The 17,852-nt window shown below is 69.1% G+C and carries 19 protein-coding genes; 6 read left to right on the top strand and 13 right to left on the bottom strand.

Going from position 1 to position 17,852, the window contains the following annotated elements; translation table 11 throughout:
* Positions 1 to 388: 388 nt before the first annotated feature.
* The gene (locus ACFVWW_RS29415; RefSeq protein ID WP_384193889.1) at positions 389 to 1,030 is read right to left on the bottom strand and encodes a DNA-3-methyladenine glycosylase; all 642 of its coding nucleotides are present in this window, start codon (positions 1,028 to 1,030) and stop codon (positions 389 to 391) included.
* 73 nt (positions 1,031 to 1,103) lie between these two features.
* Between ACFVWW_RS29415 and ACFVWW_RS29410 the strand changes: the two genes are divergently transcribed.
* The 3 genes from ACFVWW_RS29410 to ACFVWW_RS29400 all read left to right on the top strand — a co-directional run bounded on the left by ACFVWW_RS29410 (position 1,104) and on the right by ACFVWW_RS29400 (position 3,134).
* A complete protein-coding gene (locus ACFVWW_RS29410) occupies positions 1,104 to 1,886 on the top strand; it encodes a sporulation protein (RefSeq protein ID WP_384193866.1) in 783 nt (260 codons plus the stop codon).
* 53 nt (positions 1,887 to 1,939) lie between these two features.
* Positions 1,940 to 2,479, top strand: a complete 540-nt coding sequence (locus tag ACFVWW_RS29405) for a YbhB/YbcL family Raf kinase inhibitor-like protein (RefSeq protein ID WP_384193869.1) — start codon at positions 1,940 to 1,942, stop codon at positions 2,477 to 2,479.
* Positions 2,480 to 2,621: 142 nt separating this feature from the next.
* On the top strand, positions 2,622 to 3,134 hold the full coding sequence (locus ACFVWW_RS29400; protein WP_384193872.1) for an HNH endonuclease: 513 nt from the start codon (positions 2,622 to 2,624) through the stop codon (positions 3,132 to 3,134).
* Between the two features lie 60 nt (positions 3,135 to 3,194).
* Here ACFVWW_RS29400 and ACFVWW_RS29395 read toward each other — a convergent pair whose 3' ends face one another.
* From ACFVWW_RS29395 to ACFVWW_RS29380, 4 genes are all read right to left on the bottom strand, one after another.
* Positions 3,195 to 3,971, bottom strand: a complete 777-nt coding sequence (locus tag ACFVWW_RS29395; RefSeq protein WP_384193875.1) for a sulfite exporter TauE/SafE family protein — start codon at positions 3,969 to 3,971, stop codon at positions 3,195 to 3,197.
* Positions 3,972 to 4,031: 60 nt separating this feature from the next.
* Positions 4,032 to 4,961 (bottom strand): SPFH domain-containing protein, encoded by a 930-nt coding sequence (locus ACFVWW_RS29390; protein ID WP_384193877.1) that lies wholly within the window; start codon positions 4,959 to 4,961, stop codon positions 4,032 to 4,034.
* A 90-nt stretch (positions 4,962 to 5,051) separates the two neighbouring features.
* Entirely contained in the window at positions 5,052 to 5,480 is a 429-nt protein-coding gene (locus ACFVWW_RS29385) for an NfeD family protein (protein ID WP_386877738.1), read from the bottom strand.
* Between the two features lie 50 nt (positions 5,481 to 5,530).
* Positions 5,531 to 6,322, bottom strand: a complete 792-nt coding sequence (locus ACFVWW_RS29380; protein ID WP_384193883.1) for an ABC transporter ATP-binding protein — start codon at positions 6,320 to 6,322, stop codon at positions 5,531 to 5,533.
* Positions 6,323 to 6,448: 126 nt separating this feature from the next.
* Here ACFVWW_RS29380 and ACFVWW_RS29375 point away from each other — a divergent pair, with 126 nt between their 5' ends.
* Positions 6,449 to 7,255, top strand: a complete 807-nt coding sequence (locus tag ACFVWW_RS29375; protein ID WP_386877739.1) for a hypothetical protein — start codon at positions 6,449 to 6,451, stop codon at positions 7,253 to 7,255.
* A 251-nt stretch (positions 7,256 to 7,506) separates the two neighbouring features.
* Here ACFVWW_RS29375 and ACFVWW_RS29370 read toward each other — a convergent pair whose 3' ends face one another.
* The 3 genes from ACFVWW_RS29370 to ACFVWW_RS29360 all read right to left on the bottom strand — a co-directional run bounded on the left by ACFVWW_RS29370 (position 7,507) and on the right by ACFVWW_RS29360 (position 9,692).
* Positions 7,507 to 7,755, bottom strand: a complete 249-nt coding sequence (locus ACFVWW_RS29370; protein WP_384193256.1) for a chaplin — start codon at positions 7,753 to 7,755, stop codon at positions 7,507 to 7,509.
* A 145-nt stretch (positions 7,756 to 7,900) separates the two neighbouring features.
* Positions 7,901 to 8,554, bottom strand: coding sequence for a response regulator (locus tag ACFVWW_RS29365; RefSeq protein ID WP_384337691.1), 654 nt, complete (start codon positions 8,552 to 8,554; stop codon positions 7,901 to 7,903).
* Positions 8,547 to 9,692 carry a GAF domain-containing sensor histidine kinase gene (locus ACFVWW_RS29360; RefSeq protein WP_384193250.1) on the bottom strand — a complete coding sequence of 382 codons (1,146 nt, stop codon included), beginning with the start codon at positions 9,690 to 9,692 and terminating at the stop codon, positions 8,547 to 8,549. Before ACFVWW_RS29360 ends, ACFVWW_RS29365 begins: the two co-directional genes overlap by 8 nt.
* Before the next feature lie 470 nt (positions 9,693 to 10,162).
* On the opposite strand from ACFVWW_RS29360, the gene ACFVWW_RS29355 reads away from it, so the two are divergent.
* Complete coding sequence (locus ACFVWW_RS29355) at positions 10,163 to 10,855, top strand: transglycosylase SLT domain-containing protein (protein WP_384193248.1); 693 nt, start codon at positions 10,163 to 10,165, stop codon at positions 10,853 to 10,855.
* A gap of 115 nt (positions 10,856 to 10,970) precedes the next feature.
* Here ACFVWW_RS29355 and ACFVWW_RS29350 read toward each other — a convergent pair whose 3' ends face one another.
* Complete coding sequence (locus ACFVWW_RS29350; protein ID WP_384193245.1) at positions 10,971 to 13,586, bottom strand: FHA domain-containing protein; 2,616 nt, start codon at positions 13,584 to 13,586, stop codon at positions 10,971 to 10,973.
* Positions 13,587 to 13,816: 230 nt separating this feature from the next.
* Here ACFVWW_RS29350 and serB point away from each other — a divergent pair, with 230 nt between their 5' ends.
* Positions 13,817 to 15,058, top strand: coding sequence for a phosphoserine phosphatase SerB (gene serB / locus ACFVWW_RS29345; RefSeq protein WP_384193242.1), 1,242 nt, complete (start codon positions 13,817 to 13,819; stop codon positions 15,056 to 15,058).
* Between the two features lie 71 nt (positions 15,059 to 15,129).
* On the opposite strand, the gene ACFVWW_RS29340 is transcribed toward serB, so the two are convergent.
* The 4 genes from ACFVWW_RS29340 to ACFVWW_RS29325 form a co-directional block, all read right to left on the bottom strand.
* Positions 15,130 to 15,648, bottom strand: a complete 519-nt coding sequence (locus tag ACFVWW_RS29340) for a SixA phosphatase family protein (RefSeq protein ID WP_384193239.1) — start codon at positions 15,646 to 15,648, stop codon at positions 15,130 to 15,132.
* A 73-nt stretch (positions 15,649 to 15,721) separates the two neighbouring features.
* On the bottom strand, positions 15,722 to 15,931 hold the full coding sequence (locus tag ACFVWW_RS29335) for a hypothetical protein (RefSeq protein WP_384193237.1): 210 nt from the start codon (positions 15,929 to 15,931) through the stop codon (positions 15,722 to 15,724).
* A gap of 493 nt (positions 15,932 to 16,424) precedes the next feature.
* Positions 16,425 to 16,541, bottom strand: coding sequence for an SGM_5486 family transporter-associated protein (locus ACFVWW_RS29330; protein ID WP_384193234.1), 117 nt, complete (start codon positions 16,539 to 16,541; stop codon positions 16,425 to 16,427).
* Positions 16,542 to 16,545: 4 nt separating this feature from the next.
* Entirely contained in the window at positions 16,546 to 17,832 is a 1,287-nt protein-coding gene (locus ACFVWW_RS29325; RefSeq protein ID WP_384193231.1) for a CynX/NimT family MFS transporter, read from the bottom strand.
* Positions 17,833 to 17,852: the final 20 nt, after the last annotated feature.

Here is a 17,852-nt window from a genome sequence, read left to right as displayed (position 1 = left end):
CTGGCGTTGACTTTTGGCACGCTGTTGAGTTCTCAAGGAACGGACGCTTCCTTTGTACTCACCCTCTCGGGCTTTCCTCCGGGCTTCCCTTCGGTACTTCATTTTGTTCTGTACTTCGTGTTTCCAACCTTACCAGATTCATTTGGCTGTTCTTGCCTCTTGAATTCCGGTGGCCTTTGGAGTGGGCCTTTGCCTTTCGGCTGTTCACTACTTTAGCCGATTCCCCGTGCGGCTCATAATCGAGTCGTGGGGCTTGAATTTCGGCATGCCGAAATCCACACCCGTTGGGGTTCGAACGTAGGTAGTGGATGGCCGCTACGGGCGGCTGCTGAACAGCAGGGCCCGTGTCAAGCGGCTCGGGCTACGTTAGGCGGATGAACAGGACGAGTCAAGTTCGTCGTCGCCGCGGTACGTGGGCGCGATAGGGGCTGACCGACCGCTCGCCGTCGATCCAGAAGCGCCAGGGATGGACGGCGCCGTCGCCGCCCACTCCGGTACGCGGACCGCTGCGGACCTGGTCATCCGCGACAGGGGTGCCCGCCAGTATCGCCAGCGGGGCGTCGAGGCCGGCGCAGACGTCCGTCCCGTCGAGAGCGCGGTCGATGTCGAGGGCGGTGGCCAGCCGGGCCGGGCCTTTGGCGAGTTCTCTGTCATGGCGGGCCGAGAGGCGACGTGTGCGGGCCAGTTCGCCGCCGACGCGGATCTCGCCGGCCCGCAGCAGGACTCCGCTCGCGGTGCCCTCGGGTCCGCACACCAGGTTGAGGCAGTGCCACATCCCATAGGTGAAGTAGACGTACGCGTGACCGGGCGGACCGAACATCACACCGTTGCGGGCGGTGCGGCCACGGAAGGCGTGCGAGCCGGGGTCGATCTCGCCCGCGTACGCCTCTACCTCGGTCAGCCTGAGTTCAATGGGCCCAACGTCCGTGCTCCGTACCAGCGTTCGCCCGAGGAGGTCGGGCGCGACCTCCAGGACCGGGCGGTCGAAGAAGTCCCGGGGCAGCGGTGTTCGATCGGGGCTCTCCTTCATGGCGTACGAGCCTACCCGGGAACCGACTACCGTCATGGCGCGTATGTAGGGGTCAGGACTAGAAGGAGTGAACATGGGCTTCAAGAAGCTGCTCGCGAGCGTGGGCGCCGGTGGCGCGTCCGTCGAGACCGAGCTGACCGAGTCGAACGTCGTGCCCGGCGGCGTCGTTCAGGGCGAGGTGCGGCTCCAGGGCGGTTCGGTGAACCAGCAGATCCAGGGGCTCTCCGTCGGCCTCCAGGCACGGGTCGAGGTCGAGGGCAACGACCAGGAGCTCAAGCAGAACATCGAGTTCACCAAGCAGAGCATCGGCGGTGCCTTCGAGGTGCAGGCCGGAGCGGCGCATGTGGTTCCGTTCGGTCTGGAGATCCCTTGGGAGACGCCGATCACCACGATCGACGGGCAGCAGCTGCGCGGGATGAACATCGGCGTGACCACGGAGCTGGACATCGCGCGGGCGGTGGACTCCACCGACCTGGACCCGATCAACGTCCACCCGCTGCCGGCGCAGCAGGCCATCCTGGACGCCTTCATCCAGCTGGGCTTCCGCTTCAAGAGCGCGGACATGGAGCGCGGGCACATCCGCGGGACGCGTCAGCGGCTGCCGTTCTACCAGGAGATCGAGTTCCTCGCGCCGCAGCAGTACCGCGGGCTGAACCAGGTCGAGCTGACCTTCGTCGCGGACGACCGCGAGATGGACGTCATCCTGGAGATGGACAAGAAGCCGGGCCTGTTCACCGAGGGAAGCGACTCGTTCCGGGCCTTCCAGGTGGGCCTGGGCGACTTCCACAGCACCGACTGGTCCGCCTATCTCAACCAGTGGCTCGCCGAGGTCGGTGGCCGTCGCAACTGGTTCTAGGCATACCTCTAGGCTCGGCGTCGCAAGGCAGGACAGCCGATTCGGAGGTTCACGTGACCGAGGTGAAGAGGGCTCCGCTCCCTCATGACTTCCATCCGCAGGTGCCGTCGTTCACCGTGGTGAGCGACGACGTTTCGCCGGGGGCAGTGCTGAAGGACGCGCAGGTCCACGCCGCCGGGAACACCTCGCCGCACCTGCGGTGGGAGGGTTTCCCGGCGGAGACCAAGAGCTTCGCCGTGACGTGTTTCGATCCGGACGCGCCCACCGGCAGCGGATTCTGGCACTGGGTGGTCTTCGACATCCCGGCGTCGGTCACCGAGCTTCCGGTGGGTGCGGGCAGCGGCACGTTCGAGGGGCTGCCCGAGGGCGCCGTACAGGCACGCAACGACTACGGGTCTAAGGACTTCGGTGGCGCGGCGCCGCCGGCCGGGGATCCCGCGCACCGCTACGTATTCACCGTGTACGCGGTGGACAGCGAGCGGCTGGGGCCGGACAGTGACGCGTCGCCCGCGTTCGTCGGGTTCAATCTGCGGTTCCACGCGCTGGCGCGTGCGCAGCTCATCGGGGAGTACGCCGCACCCGCGGAGAGCTGACCGTTTGCGTTTTGTTTGCCCTGCCCTGGTCTTGGAGAGACCAGGGCAGGGCATTTTTTATTGTGTTGTCCCTCTCGGCGTGCCCGGCCAGAGTTGATCCAAGCCCGCCAGGCGGTGGGCCGGCACACGGGAGGTGGGCGGGATGCGGGACACGCTGGTATTGAATGCGAGCTTCGAGCCGCTGTCGACGGTGACACTCAACCGTGCGGTGGTGCTGGTGCTGCAGGACAAGGCCGTTGTCGAGCAGGCCCACCCCGGTCTCCGTGTGCGTGCGGCCGCGGTGGAGCTGCCGGTGCCCCGGGTGATCAGGCTCTGCCGGTATGTCCGGGTGCCTTTCCGAAGACAGGCTCCGTGGTCGAGACGGGGTGTGCTGATACGGGACCAGCACCGGTGCGCGTACTGCGGCAGGCGCGCGACGACGGTGGACCATGTCGTGCCGCGGTCCCGAGGGGGTGCGGACAGCTGGCTGAATACGGTCGCGTCCTGCGCCGAGGACAATCACCGCAAGGCTGACCGTACGCCGGAGCAGGCGGGGATGCCGCTGCTGCGCGACCCGTTCGTGCCGTCTCCGGCGGATGCGATGCTGCTCTCGCTGCGGGCGGGCGAGCGCTCGGAGCTGCCGGTCTGGCTGGCGGGGGTTCAACCCGCCGCGTGAGCGGACCAGAAGCGGGAAAGCCCGCCCCCTTCCCGGGGAGCGGGCTTTCGTATGTCCGCGTCAGCCGTACCGGCGGACGAGCAGCTGGACGATGGCGACCACGCCGACCACCACGATCAGTGCGCGCAGGGCCACCGGCGGCAGCCTGCGGCCGACCTTGGCGCCGAGCTGGCCGCCGAGCGCGGAGCCGACCGCGATGAGCACCACCGCCGTCCAGTCGAACTCCGCGACGAAGAGGAAGAAGGTCGCGGCGACGCCGTTGACGACGGCGGCGAGGACGTTCTTGACGGCGTTGAGGCGTTGCAGGGCGTCGTCGAGCAGCATGCCCATCAGGGAGAGGTAGATGATCCCCTGGGCCGCGGTGAAATAGCCGCCGTAGACGCTGGCGAGCAGCAGCCCGGTGAACAGGAGCGGGCCGCCGTTGGGGCGTGCCACGGTGCCGTTCCGTTCGCGGCGGGCCTGGACGGCCTTGGCCAGCCGGGGCTGGAGGATCACCAGGACGAGGGCGAGCGTGACCAGCACGGGCACGATCGTCTCGAAGGCCGTCGAGGGCAGGACGAGCAGCAGGGTGGCGCCGCTGAGTCCGCCGACGAGCGCGGCGACGCTCAGGAGCAGGACACGGCGGCCCTGGCCGGTGAGTTCCGCGCGGTAGCCGATGGCTCCGCTGACCGATCCGGGTATCAGGCCGAGCGCGTTGGAGACGGTGGCGGTGACCGGGGGGAGGCCCGTCGCGAGCAGAACGGGGAAGGTGATCAGCGTGCCGGAGCCGACGATCGTGTTGATGGTGCCGGCACTGATGCCCGCGACGAAGACAGCGAGCATCTCCCAGATGGTCACGGTAAAGCCCTTCGGTGATCGGTGCCGGATGCACCGATCATGCACGAAGGGGCGGGTGGATCAGTCGAGCGGGGGGGTCTGCCGCCGCTCCTTGCCGGTATTGAAGCCCGGCATGCCGCCGCCCAGGTTGTCGAAGGCTCCGCTGAGCCCCTTGAGGGCGTCGCCGATCTCGCTGGGCACGATCCAGAGCTTGTTGGCGTCGCCCTCGGCGATCTTGGGGAGCATCTGGAGGTACTGGTACGCGAGGAGCTTCTGGTCCGGGTCGCCCGCGTGGATCGACTCGAAGACCGTACGGATCGCCTGTGCCTCGCCCTCGGCACGCAGCGCGGCGGCCTTGGCCTCACCTTCGGCGCGGAGGATCGCGGACTGCTTCTCGCCCTCCGCGGTGAGGATCTGCGACTGGCGGATGCCCTCCGCGGTGAGGATCGCCGCGCGCTTGTCACGGTCGGCGCGCATCTGCTTCTCCATCGAGTCCTGGATGGAGGTGGGGGGCTCGATCGCCTTCAGCTCGACGCGGTTGACGCGGATGCCCCACTTGCCGGTGGCCTCGTCGAGGACACCGCGCAGGGCCGCGTTGATCTCCTCGCGGGAGGTGAGGGTCCGCTCCAGGTCCATGCCACCGATGATGTTGCGCAGGGTGGTGACGGTGAGCTGCTCGATCGCCTGGATATAGCTGGCGACTTCATAGGTCGCGGCCCGGGCGTCGGTCACCTGGTAGTAGATGACGGTGTCGATGTTGACGACCAGGTTGTCCTGGGTGATCACCGGCTGGGGCGGGAAGGGCACGACCTGTTCGCGGAGGTCGATGCGGTTACGGATCGAGTCGATGAACGGGACCACGATGTTCAGGCCCGCGTTGAGGGTTCGGGTGTAGCGGCCGAAGCGCTCCACGATGGCGGCGCTTGCCTGCGGGATGACCTGGATCGTCTTGATCAGGGCGATGAATACAAGCACCACCAGGATGACCAAGACGATGATGATTGATGGCATCGCGTTCCTCGGGCCCTTCGCTGCCGGATGTTCTGATGATCGAGTTTCTCAGACCGGGGACGTACGTGGGGACCGTTCAGCCGGGTTGGCTCACATGACCACGGCTGTGGCGCCGTCGATCTCCACGACATCGACCTGCTGGCCTGGTTCGAACGTCATATCGCTGTCGAGCGTGCGGGCCGACCAGACCTCACCGGCCAGCTTGATCCGGCCACCTCTGCCGTCCACTCGTTCCAGGACGAGGGCCTGACGGCCTCTCAGCGCGTCGATTCCGGTGGCTGAGCCCGGACTTGCGTGGCGCTGCCGGGCCGCGTACGGACGCACGACGGCGATGAGCGCGACGGACACCACGACGAACACCAGGACTTGGGCCACTATTTCGCCGCCGAGCGCCGCGGTAATGGCGGCGGCGACCGCTCCGGCCGAGAACATGCCGAACTCGGGCATCGCTGTCAGGACGAGCGGAATGCCCAGTCCGACCGCGCCGATCAGCCACCACACCCACGCGTCGATTTCCACGTGTTCATGGTAGGTCCGGCGAACCCCCTCAGGACAGGGGCGAGTTCAGGTCAGCTGAGCGGCAGGCCCTGCGCCGTCCAGCGGTCGCCCGCGCGCTCGACGACGAGCGGGAGTCCGAAGCAGAGCGAGAGGTTGCGGGAGGTCAGTTCCGTCTCCATGGGGCCGGCCGCGAGGATCTTGCCCTGGCGGATCATGAGGACGTGGGTGAAGCCCGGGGCGATCTCCTCGACATGGTGGGTGACCATGATCATGGAGGGGGCGTACGGGTCGCGCGCGAGGCGGCCGAGACGGCGCACGAGGTCCTCGCGGCCGCCGAGGTCCAGTCCAGCGGCGGGCTCGTCCAGAAGCAGCAGCTCGGGGTCGGTCATCATCGCGCGGGCGATCAGGGTGCGCTTGCGCTCGCCCTCGGAGAGTGTGCCGAACTTGCGGTCCAGGAACTCGGTCATGCCGAGCCGGTCGAGGAAGGCGCGGGCGCGCTGCTCGTCGACCTCGTCGTAGTCCTCGTTCCAGGTCGCCGTCATGCCGTACGCGGCGGTGAGGACGGTCTGCAGGACCGTCTGGCGCTTGGGTAGCTTTTCGGACATGGCGACGCCCGCCACGCCGATGCGCGGGCGGAGGTCGAAGACATCCACCTTGCCGAGCCGCTCCCCGAGGATCGTCACCTTGCCGGTGGTCGGGAAGAGGTAACTGGACGCGAGATTGAGCAGGGTGGTCTTGCCGGCGCCGTTGGGGCCGAGGATCACCCAGCGCTCCCCCTCCTTGACCGACCAGGAGACATCGTCCACCAGAGCGCGTCCGTCGCGGACCACGGATACGTCCACCAGCTCCAGTACATCGCTCATGAGCGCGTTGTCTCCCCATGCAATCGTCTTGAGGTTCTGGGTGCGCCTGTAGGCACATCTCCCAGGGAAAACCTACGCCACCGGTCCAGCGATCCGGCCTTGAGGTCCGTTCCCTAGGCTGGGGCCATGCTTTCGCAACCACGCTCAGGACTGCTGGCCGCTTGGGGAAACGCCCTTTTGGCCGGATTTGTATCGCCGGACGACGCTGTGATGGCCGTCGTCGGCGACGACGCGCTGCACCGGGTGGAGGGCCTGCCGGGCGAGACAGGGCCCGTGGGGCTCACGCTGGCGCTGGGGCGGCTGCGGGCGCTCGGTGTGACCGGATACAGGGTCGCGCTGCCCGCGCCGGGGCATCCGCTGGGGCTCAGCGGGCCGCCGGAGTTCAACGCGCGGGCGCTGGAGGCCGAGGAGGCGGTGATCGCCACGGGTGCGGCGTACGGGCTGGTGCCCGAGGTGTCCGCGGTGGGTCCTGACGGGGACCGTCACATCGAGGTCGTCTGGCACTGCCTGCCGGTACGGGACGCGCCGCCGGCGGATGTGCCCTCGCTCGGAGAGGCGGAACGCGAGCTGGCCGAGGCGCTGCGGGACGCGACGGAGGCGCTCTCCCGGCTGGATGTGGCGGCGTCGGGCCCGGTGGCCGAGGCGGCCCTGGACGCGTACCGGGCGCGGGCGGAGCGGGGCCGCGAGGTGCTGGCTCCCGGCTATCCGCCGCGCGCGGTGCGGGTGCTGGAGCTGGCCCAGCGGGTCGGGCTGCTCGTCTCGCTGGCGTACGAGCACGGGCACGGCGGCGCGGTGAGCGCGTCGGAGATGGCGGCACGCGGCGAGGCGCTGCGCCCGGTGGAGCGCCTCGCCCGCCGCGCGCAGGTGGCCGCGTACAACGCCTACGTGGAGGAGCGGCAGAAGAACACACCCCTGCCGCCCCCCGGCGAGTGAGCCGAAGGGGCGCGCCGCTGTCGAAAAGGAGAACGCGCACAGGCCCCGAGGAACGAGGGGCCGAGCACGATCGACCGTCGACAGTGGCATAGAGCGCCCCGGAGGCGAACCGAGCCCCCAAAAAGAGGTGCGTGAGCCGAAGGGGCGCGCCGCTGTCGAAAAGGAGAACGCGCACAGGCCCCGAGGAACGAGAGGCCGAGCACGATCGACCGTCGACAGTGGCATAGAGCGCCCCGGAGGCGAACCGAGTCTTAGAAGTTGGCCGAGTGGTTGCCGAACGCGGGGTTCAGCAGGCCGATCACGTTGATCGTGTTGCCGGTGAGGTTCACCGGGATGTGCACCGGGACCTGGATCACGTTGCCGGAGACGACACCCGGGGAGTGCGTCGCCGCGCCGCTGGCCTGGGCGCCGCCGTCGGTGGCGAACGCGGCGCCGGCGGAGGCACCCGCGGCAAGACCGGCGGTGACGAGGACCAGTGCGGCCTTCTTGGCAACCTTCATGGGATGTTCCTTAATCGCGTCATCAGTGACCGCGGCGGTACGCCGCGGCACGCCATGAAGAACGCCCGGCCCGCGAGAAGGATGCGCCGTGTGGGTGACATACACCCGACGGTATGAATCTCAGACCGGAGGGCGCCGTTCCGGATCAGTCCGCGATCCCATGGCGTACGGCCCAGAGCGCCGCCTGCGTACGGTCCGCGAGATCCAGTTTCATCAGAATGTTCGAGACGTGCGTCTTGACAGTCTTCTCGGAGAGCACCAGCGCCCGGGCGATCTCCCGGTTGGAGCGCCCGTCGGCGATCAGGCCGAGTACTTCCCGCTCCCGGTCGGTGAGCGACGTCCCTCTGCCCTGGCCGCTGCCGGTGTGGTCCTGGGCCAGCAGCGCGCCCGCGACCTCCGGCTGGAGCAGCACATGTCCCGCGTGGACGGAGCGGATGGCACCGGCCAGCGCTTCGGGGTCGACGTCCTTGTAGACATAGCCGGAGGCGCCGGCGCGCAACGCGGGGACCACGGTGCGCTGCTCGGTGAAGCTGGTGACGATCAGGACCCTGGCCGGGTTGTCGAGTTCACGGAGCTTGCGCAGCGCCTCGATGCCGTCGGTCCCGGGCATCTTGATGTCCATCAGCACGACGTCGGGGCGCAGTTCCTCGGCGCGGGCGACGCCCTCGGCGCCGTCGGACGCCTCGCCCACGACCTCGATGTCGTCCTGGACCTCCAGGAACGTACGCAGGCCACGCCGCACCACCTGGTGGTCGTCGACCAGCAGGACCCGGATCCCGCCCCTGTCCTTCTCAGCCACCCGGCACCTCCATCTCGATCGTGGTGCCCTGTCCGGGCGCCGATTCCACCGTGAGCCTGCCGCCCACGCCGCTCGCACGGTCGCGCATCGAGACCAGGCCCAGATGACGGCCCGCCCGGCGCACCGTCCGGGGCTCGAAGCCGCTGCCGTTGTCGGTGACGCTGAGGACCGCGCCCTGGGCGCGGCGGGAGAGGGTGACATCGACCCGCTCGGCGCCGGAGTGGCGCAGCGCGTTGTGCAGCGCCTCCTGGGCCACCCGCAGCAGCGCCTCCTCCTGGGCGGCCGGGAGGGCCCGTACGCCGCAGCTGTCGAAGGTGACCCGGGCGGAGTGAGCCCGGTCGAGCACCTGGATCTGGGTACGGAGGGTGTGGACGAGGCCGTCCTCGTCGAGCGCGGCGGGGCGCAGCTCGACGACGGCGGCGCGCAGTTCTTCGGCGGCCTCGGCGGCGAGGGCGGCGACCTGCTGGAGCTCGCCCTTGGCACGGGCCGGGTCACGGTCCACCAGCGCGGCCGCCGCCTGGGCCGTCAGCCGCAGCGAGAAGAGTTTCTGGCTCACGGCGTCGTGGAGCTCGTGAGCGAGGCGTGAGCGCTCCTCGGCGATGGTGAGTTCCCGGCTGCGCTCGTACAGCCGGGCATTGGTGAGGGCGATGGCGGCGTGCTGGGCGAGGATCGCGAGGAGTTCCTCGTCCTCCTCGGTGAATCCGCAGGCGCCGTCCGGCTTGGGGCAGCGCTTGTTGGCGAGGAAGAGCGTGGCGATGGTCTCGTCGCCGTCCCTGACCGGCAGGCCCAGGAAGTCGGACATGTCGGGGTGGGCGGAAGGCCAGCCCTCGAAGCGCGGGTCCTTGCGTACGTCGGCGAGGCGCTCGGCCTTCTCGTCGTGGAGCATCGCGGCGAGGATGCCGTGCTGGCGCGGGAGCGGGCCGATGGCCTTCCACTGCTCGTCGCTGACGCCGTCGACGACGAACTGGGCGAAGCCGCCGTGATCGTCCGGCACGCCGAGCGCCGCGTACTCGGCGTCGAGCAGTTCGCGGGCCGAGGCGACGATCGTCTTGAGGACGTCGCGCACCTCCAGATGCCTGCTCATCGCGAGGAGTGCGGTGCTCACAGCGGCGAGGCCGGAGCGCGGTCGGTGGCTCATGGCTTCACCGTACCGGCGGGTGAGACGCACCGTATCGGCCCCCGGAAGGCCCCCGACCAGGACCAGCGACCTACGCCGAAGGGCCCTTGCGGGCCGGGGCGGATTCCGCCGGGGCAGCGCGGGGCGGGCAGGGCCGCGCGAGCCCGAGGCCTCGCATCCGCTGATGCCAGTTGGCCGCTCACACAGCGCATTGCGGTAGCAACCAAGGGTGAGTTCGGCGTGCCTCCGATGTGAGCCCGCACATAGGACGTACATCACTTACGAACGCGACTAGTCGCCAGAAAAGGGTGGTGTGAGCTGTGGATAAATGGGGCAAGAGGTCCCCTTTCGGCGCCCCGCTCCACTATCCGGGGTCGTACGTCACACCTTTGCCACACGTTTTTGCGGCCGCTAAGAATTGCCGACGTCGCCGCCGAGCAGGCTGGCCGTCCGGCCTCCGCGACTCCCGCTATTCGAAGAGGTACGTCTCTATGTTCTCGTCACGCACCCCTGGCCCCACCCGTCTGAACAAGACCCACAGGGCATCCATCGCCGGCGTTGCCGCGGCCGGAGTCGCGGCTCTCACCTTCTCGCTGGTTCCCGGCTCCCACGCGGAGACGGAGAGCCAGTCCCCCGCCACCGCCCCGGTGGCCTGGAACACGACCTCGACCGTGCAGGCGAGCCTCGCCAAGCAGCACGTCACGGTCAAGACCGACGCCACGGCCAAGGAGAAGGCAGCCGCGAAGGCGAAGGCCGACGCGGCCGCGAAGGCCAAGGCGAAGGCGAAGGCCAAGGCAGCAGCCGAGAAGAAGCGCGCCAAGGCCGCGGCCGCCAGCCGCTCCGCCGACCGTAAGCCGGTCTACCCGAACAACCTGGACGGCTGGATCCGTGAGTCGCTGGCCATCATGAAGGCCAAGGGCATCCCCGGTTCGTACGAGGGTCTGCACCGCAACATCCTCCGCGAGTCGAGCGGTAACCCGAACGCGATCAACAACTGGGACATCAACGCCCAGAACGGCATCCCGTCGAAGGGCCTGCTCCAGGTCATCCCGCCGACCTTCAAGGCCTACCACGTCGAAGGAACGCCCTTCGACATCTACGACCCGGTCGCCAACATCACGGCCGCGGCCAACTACGCCGCGGACAAGTACGGCTCGATGGACAACGTCAACAGCGCCTACTGAGCCGGCGCACACCGACGCGTGCTGACGCGCGCTGACGTCGACCGACGCCGAAGGGCGGCACCCCGCGGGGTGCCGCCCTCAGACGTATGGCCGGTCCTGTCCCGGTCCGGCCTCGTTACTTGCGCATGACCTCCGGCTCGTGGCGGCGCAGCAGGCGCGACACCACGACACCACAGAGGGCGCCCATCAACAGCAGGATCCCGATGTTGATGCCCCACTGGCCCGCCGAGTGCTCCCACAGCGGGTCCAGGTCGGTGGGGTTCTTGGGATCCCACGGCGGCATCAGATGGGCCAGGTCGAGGGTCGTGCCCGCGCCCGCGATGGCCCACCGGGACGGCATCAGCCAGGCGAACTGCTCCAGGCCCGGCGAACCGTAGACCTGGAAGAGGATGCCGGTGAAGACGACCTGGATGATCGCGAACATGACCAGCAGCGGCATGGTCTTCTCCGCGGTCTTCACCAGCGAGGAGATGACCAAGCCGAACATCATCGAGGTGAAGCCGAGGGCGATCACGACAAGGCAGATCTCGACGGCCGGCGGCATGATCAGGCCCTCGGCCGGCATGTCGCGCGTGGCGAAGCCGATGCCGCAGATGATGACGCCCTGGAACGCGGTGATCACGCCGAGCGTGATGACCTTGGACATCAGATAGGCGGAGCGGGACAGGCCGGTGGCCCGTTCCCGTTCGTAGATGACCCGTTCCTTGATCAGCTCACGGACCGAGTTGGCCGCGCCGGAGAAGCACATGCCGACCGCGAGGATCAGCATGATCGTGCCGGCCTTGCCGTTGAAGGTGGACGGCGGCTCGGGCGGGCCGAGGCCGAATTCGGCCGGGATGACGACGCTGACCAGGCCGAGGACGGCCGGCAGGATCACCATCAGACCCATGAAGCCCTTGTCGGACGCGATCACCGAGGAGTATCTGCGGATCAGCGTCCAGAGCTGGGAGCCCCAGCTCTGCGGCTTCGGCGGACGCATCTGCTGCGGCGACGGCATATGGACGGACTGCGCGGCGACGGCGTCGATGTCCGCGGCGTACATCTGGTAGTGCTGCGAACCGCGCCAGCGGCCCGCCCAGTCGTAGTCGCGGTAGTTCTCGAAGGCCGAGAAGACATCGGCCCAGGTGCTGTAGCCGAAGAAGTTGAGCGCTTCCTCCGGCGGGCCGAAGTACGCCACGGAACCGCCGGGGGCCATCACCAGCAGCTTGTCGCAGCTCGCCAGCTCGGCGACGGAGTGGGTGACGACCAGGACCGTACGGCCGTCGTCGGCGAGACCGCGCAGCAGCTGCATGACATCGCGGTCCATACCCGGGTCGAGGCCGGAGGTCGGCTCGTCCAGGAAGATCAGGGACGGCTTGGTGAGCAGCTCCAGGGCCACGGACACCCGCTTGCGCTGACCACCGGAGAGCGAGGTGATCTTCTTGTCCTTGTGGATGTCGAGCTTGAGCTCGCGCAGCACCTCGTCGATGCGGGCCTCGCGCTCGGCCTCGGCGGTGTCGCCGGGGAAGCGGAGCTTGGCCGCGTACTTGAGCGCCTTCCTGACGGTCAGCTCCTTGTGCAGGATGTCGTCCTGCGGGACCAGGCCGATGCGCTGGCGCAGCTCGGCGAACTGCTTGTACAGATTCCGGTTGTCGTAGAGGACATCGCCCTGGTCGGCGGGGCGGTAGCCGGTCAGCGCCTTGAGCAGGGTGGACTTGCCGGAGCCCGACGGGCCGATGACCGCGATCAGCGACTTCTCGGGGACGCCGAAGGAGACGTCCTTGAGGATCTGCTTGCCGCCGTCGACCGTCACCGTGAGATGGCGGGCGGAGAAGGAGACCTCACCGGTGTCGACGAACTCTTCGAGGCGGTCGCCGACGAGCCGGAAGGCCGAGTGGCCGACGCCGACGATGTCGTTCGGGCTGATGAGTACGGTGCCGGACTTGGCTATCGGCTGGCCGTTGACATAGGTGCCGTTGTGGGATCCGAGGTCGCGGATCTGGAAGCGGCCGTCGGGAGTCGCCGTGAACTCGGCGTGCAGGCGCGAGACCTGGAGGTCGGAGACGACCAGTTCGTTCTCGAGCGCACGGCCGATGCGCATCACGCGGCCGAGGGCGAGCTGGTGGAACGTGGTCGGGCTGCGGTCTCCGTACACCGGCGGGGCCCCCGCGGCACCGCCCGAGGCCGGGGTCTGCTGAGGGAACTGCGCGCCGGGCCCGCTCTGCTGCGGCGGTATGTGTGCCTGCTGCGGCTGCTGCCAGTCCTTCTGCTGCGGGACGGGTGCCTGCTGCGGCGTCTGCTGCGGTGTCTGCTGCTGGGGCGCCCAGCCCTGTCCGCCCTGCTGCGGCTGCTGGTACGGGGCCGGCCGGCCCTGCGCCTGGTGAGGCACCGCGCCCTGGGCGCTGTACGCGCCGGCGCCCGCCGCGGCACCGGTGAGATTCAGCCGCGGTCCGTCGGTGGCGTTGCCGAGATGCACGGCCGAACCGGCACCGATGTCCGTCTGCTGAACGCGCCGGCCCTGCACATACGTGCCGTTGGTGCTGCCGTGGTCCTCAATGACCCAACCTCGGCCCCCCCAGCTGATGGTGGCGTGACGCCACGAAACCCTGGCGTCATCGATCACCAGGTCGCCCTGCGGATCGCGTCCGAGGGTGTATGACCTGGACGGATCGAGCGTCCAGGTCCTTCCGTTCAATTCCAGTACGAGTTCCGGCACTCCATGCCCCACTAGTTGTCCCCCGGTTTCCCCCATCGCAGGGAGTCTAGGGATGGCGAACATCGTGGGGAACTATTTCAGGCCCGCTCCTCACCGGGAAAGTCGGCCCTGATGAATACCCCGTTCACGCCCAGACAAGCCTCCGGAGAAGGTGTCGGCCGAACACCCTCGGCCGACGGCCCCGCACCCTTGGTGTCCAGAACACGTGTCCGGTACGCGGGACGGTCGGCCGGTCTCCGTGCCCCGCCCGATACGGTGGAAACACCATGAGTGCATCACAGCCCCCTCGGACCGCCGACGTCCCCACTCTTCTCGTCAAGATCTTCGGGAAGGACCGCCCCGGGATCACCGCCGGGCTCTTCGACACCCTCGCCGCCTACTCCGTCGACGTGATCGACATCGAGCAGGTCGTCACCCGTGGCCGGATCGTCCTCTGCGCGCTGATCACCGCGCCCACCGCGGGCGGTACCAGTGCGGGCGAGCTGCGGGCGACCGTGCACAGCTGGACCGACTCACTCAAGCTCCAGGCCGAGATCATCTCCGGCACGGGCGACAACCGGCCGCGCGGCAGCGGCCGTTCGCATGTCACCGTGCTCGGCAACCCGCTGACCGCGGAGTCGACGGCGGCCATAGCGGCCAGCATCACGTCGACCGGCGGCAATATCGACCGGATCTTCCGGCTGGCGAAATACCCGGTCACCGCGGTGGAGTTCGCGGTGTCCGGGGTGGAGACCGAGCCGCTGCGCACCGCGCTGGCCACCGCGGGCGCCGAGATCGGGGTGGATGTCGCGGTCGTCTCGGCCGGGCTGCACCGCCGGGCCCAGCGACTGGTCGTCATGGACGTCGACTCGACCCTGATCCAGGACGAGGTCATCGAGCTCTTCGCGGCGCATGCCGGCTGCGAGGCCGAGGTCGCCGAGGTGACCGCCAGGGCCATGCGCGGGGAGCTGGACTTCGAGCAGTCCCTGCACGCGCGGGTGGCGCTGCTCGCCGGGCTCGACGCGTCGGTGGTGGAAAAGGTGAGGGCGGAGGTACGGCTCACGCCCGGTGCCCGCACCCTGATCCGTACGCTCAAGCGGCTCGGCTACCAGGTGGGGGTCGTCTCCGGCGGCTTCACCCAGGTCACCGACGCCCTGCAGGACCAGCTCGGACTGGACTTCGCCTCCGCCAATACGCTGGAGATCGTGGACGGAAAGCTCACCGGGCGGGTGGTGGGCGAGATCGTGGACCGTGCGGGCAAGGCCCGGCTGCTGCGCCGGTTCGCCGCGGAGGCGGGGGTGCCGCTGGCGCAGACCGTCGCCATCGGCGACGGCGCCAATGATCTCGACATGCTGAACGCGGCGGGGCTCGGCGTGGCCTTCAACGCCAAGCCGGTGGTCCGCCAGGCCGCGCACACCGCGGTGAACGTGCCGTTCCTGGACACCGTTCTCTATCTGCTGGGCATCACGCGCGAGGAGGTCGAGGCGGCCGACGGCGAGACCGACTACGACCAGGACCACACCATCTGAGCAGCGGAGAAGGCCCCGGTACGGTGTCCGTGCCGGGGCCTTCCGCGGTCGGTCGTCGGGAGCCCGGAAGCTCAGTCGTGGGGAGCCCAGAAGTCGACGAGCTTGCCCACTCCGTGCTCCACCGACTTCCAGCTGCCGTTGATGACGATGACGGCGTAGGCGGCGGTCGGGAATCCGCTCCGGGTCATCCGGGCGATGGTGTCGCCCTCCGAATCACCCGAGAGCGCGTCGGCGAGGGCGTGCGTCGTGGGGTTGTGACCGACGAGAAGGAGATCGTTCACTTCATCGGGGGTCTCGTTGATCAGCGCGAGCAGATCGCCGAGGGTGGCATCGTAGAGCCGCTCCTCGTAGACGGTCTTGGGGCGCTGCGGCAGCTCGTGCACGGCCAGCTTCCACGTCTCACGGGTCCTGGCCGAGGTCGAGCAGAGAGCCAGGTCGAAGGCGATACCGGTCTCGGCGAGCCTACGACCGGCGACGGAGGCATCCATGCGGCCCCGCTCGGCGAGCGGCCGCTCGTGGTCGGACACCTCCGGCCAGTCGGCCTTCGCATGCCGGAGTAGGACGATCCTGCGAGGTGTATCGACGCTCATGCATCCCAGCTTCGCATGAAATGCGGCATCGGGCGCAGGGTGTTGACGGGCTGCCCCGGCACGGGTGACGGTCTCAGCGAGCGAAGGTCAGGTGGATGTGCTCCAGGATCCGCCCGACCGCGGGGTCACCGGCCGCGGCGTGTGCCTGGCCAGGACCCGCCATCAGCAGAAGCAGCGCGGCAAAGGCGACGGCGGGCAGCGCAACCGCCCACCACGGCAACTGGATCTCGATGCTGTCGGAGGAGCCCTTGGGGTGGGAGCGCGAGTGCGTTCGGGCCGGCATGGCCGCCTCCGGGGGTCTGCGGGTCGGTGTGCGTCCAACCTACGGATCATGGATCCCGGTTCCCATCCGGTGACCCACCCACTTGACCCTGACCCTGCCCCCCTAGGGGACAGTAGTGCCAGCACCCCTCTTTTTTGGGGCTCGGTTCGCCTCCGGGCGCTTTATGCCCCTGTCGACGGTCGACCGTGCTCGATTCGCTCGTACCTCACGAACCTCCGCGCGCTCTCCCTTTCGACAGCGGCGCGCCCTTCGGCTCACTCGACGGGGCCGTCGACAGGAGCCGCCCACGCCCGCTCGGGGGCCAGGATGTGGTCTCGTCGCCTCCTGCCGACCGCCGGCGAGTGAGCCGAAGGGGCGCGCCGGTACCGAAAGGGAGAGCGCGCACAGGCCCCGAGGAACGAGGGGGCGAGCACGGTCGACCGTCGGTATCGGCATAAAGCGCCCCGGAGGCGAACCGAGCCCCAAAAAAAGGGGCGCACCGAGCCCTAAAAAATCACGGCGCGGCTAGGGAGGCGATGGTGCCGATGATGACCAGGATGCCGATGATCGCGCCGAAGACGAGGAGCAGCTTCTGCTGGCCGTTCTGGGGGTTCGGGTCAAGGACTGGCATGCGCTCAGTCTCGCATCCGGGCCTCGTCCTCGATCGTCCGGTCCCGTCCCGCGATGACGCCGGCGACCATCTGCGGCACCAGGAAGCACGCCATCAGGGTGATCGGCAGCCCCCACCCGCCGGTGTGCTGGTACAGCACGCCCACCAGCAGCGGGCCGGGGATCGAGATGAGGTAGCCGGTGCTCTGGGCGAAGGCGGAGAGCCGTACGACGCCCGCGCCGGTCTTCGACCGCATGCCGATCATGGTGAGGGCCAGCGGGAAGGAGCAGTTCGAGATGCCCAGCAGTACGGCCCAGAGCCAGGCGCCCTCGGCCGGTGCGAAGTAGAGGCCCGCGAAGGCGGTCAGTCCGCAGCTTCCCAGGCCGACGACGATCGGGCCCTGGTTCTTCATGCGCGCGGCCAGCCGCGGGATCACGAAGGCCAGCGGTACCCCCATCACCATCGTCACGGCGAGCAGCAGGCCCGCGGTGCCCGGCGAGACGCCCGCGTCGCGGAAGACCTGCGGCATCCAGCCCATGGTGATGTACGCGCCGGTGGCCTGGAGGCCGAAGAAGCAGGCGAGCGCCCAGGCGGTGCGGCTGCGGCCGAGCCTGAGCCCGGGGGTCTGCCGCTGCTGGGCCGGTGACATGGCGGCGCCGCGGTCGCGTATCAGGCCGGTCCAGGGGAGCACGGCGAGGACGGCGAGCAGGGCCCAGATGCCGAGGCCCCGGCGCCAGCCGCCGCCCAGCGCCTCGGTCATGGGGACGGTCGCGGCGGCCGCGGCGGCGGTGCCGAGCGCGAGGGCCATCGAGTAGAGACCGGTCATGGTGCCGACGCGGTCGGGGAAGTACCGCTTGACGATCACCGGCATCAGCACGTTGGAGACGGCGATGCCCATGAGCGCGAACGCGCTCGCGGCGAGGAAGCCGGCCGTGCCGCCGGCGAACGGGCGGATCAGCAGCCCTGCCGTGATGGCCACCATGCCGGCCCAGACGACGGCGCCGGGGCCGAAGCGGCGGGCCAGCCGCGGGGCGGCGAAACCGAAGACCGCGAAGCAGAGCGGCGGCACGGAGGTGAGGACCCCCGCGACGGTGCCGCTCATGTGCAGCCCGTCCCGTACCTCTTCGAGCAGCGCGCCGAGGCTGGTGATGGCGGGGCGGAGGTTGAGGGCGGCCAGGACGAGGCCGACGACGAGAAGCCGGGTGAGCCGGACCGAGGAGCGCCGTGCTGGAGAATCGGCGGATACGGACGCGGCCACCGGTAGGGTGCCGGCCTGGCTCACGGGCCGTCGTGTCTGGGTCTCGTCTGGCATGGCGCCATCATAGAATCATG

The organism is Streptomyces sp. NPDC058198, from assembly GCF_042882605.1.
In the GTDB taxonomy this organism is placed as follows: domain Bacteria; phylum Actinomycetota; class Actinomycetes; order Streptomycetales; family Streptomycetaceae; genus Streptomyces.
This window is presented reverse-complemented; position numbering and strand designations above follow the sequence as displayed.

What these genes read in the sequence shown, in the direction of transcription:
- ACFVWW_RS29415 (WP_384193889.1), bottom strand. Translation starts at nt 1,030, where the DNA reads ATGAAGGAGAGCCCCGATCGAACACCGCTGCCCCGGGACTTCTTCGAC.
- ACFVWW_RS29410 (WP_384193866.1), top strand. Translation starts at nt 1,104, where the DNA reads ATGGGCTTCAAGAAGCTGCTCGCGAGCGTGGGCGCCGGTGGCGCGTCC.
- ACFVWW_RS29400 (WP_384193872.1), top strand. Translation starts at nt 2,622, where the DNA reads ATGCGGGACACGCTGGTATTGAATGCGAGCTTCGAGCCGCTGTCGACG.
- ACFVWW_RS29390 (WP_384193877.1), bottom strand. Translation starts at nt 4,961, where the DNA reads ATGCCATCAATCATCATCGTCTTGGTCATCCTGGTGGTGCTTGTATTC.
- ACFVWW_RS29380 (WP_384193883.1), bottom strand. Translation starts at nt 6,322, where the DNA reads ATGAGCGATGTACTGGAGCTGGTGGACGTATCCGTGGTCCGCGACGGA.
- ACFVWW_RS29375 (WP_386877739.1), top strand. Translation starts at nt 6,449, where the DNA reads ATGCTTTCGCAACCACGCTCAGGACTGCTGGCCGCTTGGGGAAACGCC.
- ACFVWW_RS29370 (WP_384193256.1), bottom strand. Translation starts at nt 7,755, where the DNA reads ATGAAGGTTGCCAAGAAGGCCGCACTGGTCCTCGTCACCGCCGGTCTT.
- ACFVWW_RS29360 (WP_384193250.1), bottom strand. Translation starts at nt 9,692, where the DNA reads ATGAGCCACCGACCGCGCTCCGGCCTCGCCGCTGTGAGCACCGCACTC.
- ACFVWW_RS29355 (WP_384193248.1), top strand. Translation starts at nt 10,163, where the DNA reads ATGTTCTCGTCACGCACCCCTGGCCCCACCCGTCTGAACAAGACCCAC.
- ACFVWW_RS29350 (WP_384193245.1), bottom strand. Translation starts at nt 13,586, where the DNA reads ATGGGGGAAACCGGGGGACAACTAGTGGGGCATGGAGTGCCGGAACTC.
- serB (WP_384193242.1), top strand. Translation starts at nt 13,817, where the DNA reads ATGAGTGCATCACAGCCCCCTCGGACCGCCGACGTCCCCACTCTTCTC.
- ACFVWW_RS29340 (WP_384193239.1), bottom strand. Translation starts at nt 15,648, where the DNA reads ATGAGCGTCGATACACCTCGCAGGATCGTCCTACTCCGGCATGCGAAG.
- ACFVWW_RS29335 (WP_384193237.1), bottom strand. Translation starts at nt 15,931, where the DNA reads ATGCCGGCCCGAACGCACTCGCGCTCCCACCCCAAGGGCTCCTCCGAC.
- ACFVWW_RS29330 (WP_384193234.1), bottom strand. Translation starts at nt 16,541, where the DNA reads ATGCCAGTCCTTGACCCGAACCCCCAGAACGGCCAGCAGAAGCTGCTC.
- ACFVWW_RS29325 (WP_384193231.1), bottom strand. Translation starts at nt 17,832, where the DNA reads ATGCCAGACGAGACCCAGACACGACGGCCCGTGAGCCAGGCCGGCACC.